3 protein-coding genes are annotated in these 2,693 nt (G+C 57.9%); all 3 read right to left on the bottom strand.

The window, feature by feature from the left end; all coding sequences use genetic code 11:
* Positions 1 to 93 precede the first annotated feature (93 nt).
* The gene (locus WA354_RS03640) at positions 94 to 561 is read right to left on the bottom strand and encodes a c-type cytochrome (RefSeq protein ID WP_472811651.1); all 468 of its coding nucleotides are present in this window, start codon (positions 559 to 561) and stop codon (positions 94 to 96) included.
* 30 nt (positions 562 to 591) lie between these two features.
* A complete protein-coding gene (locus tag WA354_RS03635; protein ID WP_472811650.1) occupies positions 592 to 1,986 on the bottom strand; it encodes a c-type cytochrome in 1,395 nt (464 codons plus the stop codon).
* On the bottom strand, positions 1,983 to 2,693 hold a 711-nt coding region (locus WA354_RS03630; RefSeq protein WP_472811649.1), incomplete at its 5' end, for a cytochrome b family protein. The genes WA354_RS03630 and WA354_RS03635, both read right to left, overlap by 4 nt.

Raw genomic sequence — 2,693 nt, 5'->3', positions numbered from 1 at the left:
GGACTCAGGGTGACCGCTCCCAGAAACATGAGACAGATTCCGAGGGTCCGTCCCTGGTTCCAGACGCGGCTTGGCATGCGGTGACCGTCTTTCTTACGGATGCTGCGCCTGATTCAAAGAGGACCGCGTCGGCCCCGCAATGAACGCAGGCTCCGGGCTGACATGGCCGCGATGGCAGGTTCCGCAAGTCACTGGTAAGCCGGAACCTTCGACTTTGGTGATAAAGTCGCGATTGATCTGCTCGGTCATTGTGTACATGAGACGGGCAATTTCTTTCATCGGCTGGGAATCGTCGGTGAATGTTGAGCGCCGAGGTCCAGCCGGTACCACGTTATCCTGCTCTTCGCCGTGACACGCGCTGCACCGCACACCCAGCTCAACTCCCCATTGCTCCATGACGTCATTGACTTGCTGCCCAGTCATCTCTTTCGGAAGCACGTGCAAATTCGTCGGTACGGGATAGGCGCGCTGCACCGGCTCCTGTGGCGATGCCTCGGGGTTTCGCGGCGACTGTGCGGCCGTATAGGCAACCGTTGCCGCGAGTGCCAAAAGAATCGGCACGCGTCTCTTTCTACTCGGCAGCATTTTGCCTCACCAGCTCTCAGTCGATTTTTGTTGTTTCGACCAGAGGAATTCGACCACTTGGTGAATGTCCTCATCGCTCAGCAGCTGCTTCCAGGAGGGCATGTACAGCGGTGGTGTCGGGCCTTTCGGATTATCGAGCGGTGCTGCTCTTCCGTTGCGGATAACGGCGATAACCTCCTCCTTGGTGTAGTCGTCGGAGAGATGCAGAAGCGAAGGTACCTGTCCGCCCTGCGCATTGGGGTTCGGAACACCGCCCTGAAGTTCTGTCCCATGGCATCCGGCACATCCGAAGCGCGCGAAGTCACGCCGGCCAGCTTCAATGGCCACTTCTTCTGTGCTAAGCGGCTTCTCTCTGTGGGAGATGATCTGCTGGGCATCATCGGGAGTGGCCGTGGCCATGAAGGAGACGATGGCTTTCCGCGCATTGGTCTCCAAGTCGTACTCCGGCATCGAGCTTCCGGGGTAGACTTGCTGCGGATTCACGAGTTGTTCGTCGAGCCAGCCAGGGGAGTGACGCTTGGTTACTCCAAACAGATCAGGGCCAGTTTTTGATCCGACGCCACCAACCGAATGGCAGACGATGCAGTTCTTTTCGACGAAGAGTTGGCGGCCGTATTCCGGACTGGGGATGAGACGAAGGCTGGAATAGTAAGTACCCATATCTTCGTTAGTGAGCGAAAGCATGTAATAGGTAAGCGCGCGAGCTTGTTCCCGCGTGAAGTGGAAGTTGGGCATTGCGGACCCGGCGGAGACCTCATTAGGTGTGAGGAAGTGACGCTCCAACCATTCGGGAGAGCGTCGATTCGCGCCTTCTTCTGTCAGATCGGGTCCGATGCTGCCGCCTACGCCATTGAGCTTGTGGCAGCCGCGACAACCCTGGGTTTCGAAAAGGTGACGGCCCTCCGTGAGTTCCGGAACGCCGGGGACGTCGCCCTCCTTGTGGCATCGCCCGCAAGAGGCGCGAATGTATTCGCGGGAGAGAAGCGGTGTCTGCCAGAAGGGTACATTGCCGTGGGCTGCATCCTTGTCTGTCGCCAGCCCCTGACCTCCATGGCAGATGGTGCAACCGAATTTGGAGGGAACATGTGGGCCCAGTCCTGCGTGGTATCGGAAGGGCTCCGGCGCATTCTTCATCGTCGGATCATCCACACCGAGGTGACACGTCGTGCAGCGGTCTACACGTTGCAAGCCGGTGAGCATCACCTGGTGAATTTGCGGAGGGGTCGCAAGAACCGCCGCCTTGGTCACCGCGTTGGGTTCGCCTTGTGCCTCGAGTTGAAAGAATTCGCGCTGACAATGCTTCCATTGAGGTGTACTGGCCTTATAGACCGCCGCTATGAGTACCACCAACGCGAGCGTGCTCAGTGCAAAGAAGACCTGCGGTAGTCTGCGCCCTATCATTCGGCTGCTCCCGTCACGTGAACCCAGGGCGGAACAAAGGCCCATCCCGGCCCGCGGAAGAACGTTCCCACGACAATGAGGATCAGATTGGCTGCTACAAGAAACGTGAAGAGCCAGATGGCCCATTTGCGCTCTCCCGGGCGTCGACTCTGGTTGCGATCAAAGTAAGGAATCGCAAGAAGCAGAAGTACCATGAGGGTGGGCGCAACGACACCTCCCAACAAAGCAGAGTGGCTGACCAGCTCCTGCAGACCAAGGAAGTACCACGGCGCCTTTGCGGGGTTGGGTGTCTTCGCGGGATTGGCGAGTTCTTCAAGAGGCGCTCGGAAAAGCAAAGACATCAGCATGACGCCAACCACCGTAACCATTAGCGCAATAGCCTCGCGGAAGAAGGCGTAGGGGTACGAGAAAACAGCTTCATCCTCTTCTTCCGGCGCGATGGTTTCAAAGATCGGCTTGCCTGTGACTACTTCCATCAGGCCGTATGTCTTGTGTGGAGATGCGGCAACGGTATTGACGGAGGCAGCAATTAGAGGTGCGCCTATGGTAACGAGTTCTTCCGCCTTCTTCGGTTTCAGCTTCCAGATCGGACGCGAAAGTCCGCCGTCTTTGCGGACGCGCCAGAAATGAACGATGGTGAGCAGGATGATGATGGCAGGAAATACCGCGACATGAAGCACGTAGAAACGCAGCAGAGCGGCTTCTCC

This window comes from Occallatibacter sp. (assembly GCF_049802275.1).
Lineage (GTDB): Bacteria > Acidobacteriota > Terriglobia > Terriglobales > Acidobacteriaceae > Telmatobacter.
This window is presented reverse-complemented; position numbering and strand designations above follow the sequence as displayed.

Bases quoted from the DNA above. Each gene is read 5' to 3' on its own strand.
- WA354_RS03635 (WP_472811650.1), bottom strand. From the start codon at position 1,986: ATGATAGGGCGCAGACTACCGCAGGTCTTCTTTGCACTGAGCACGCTC.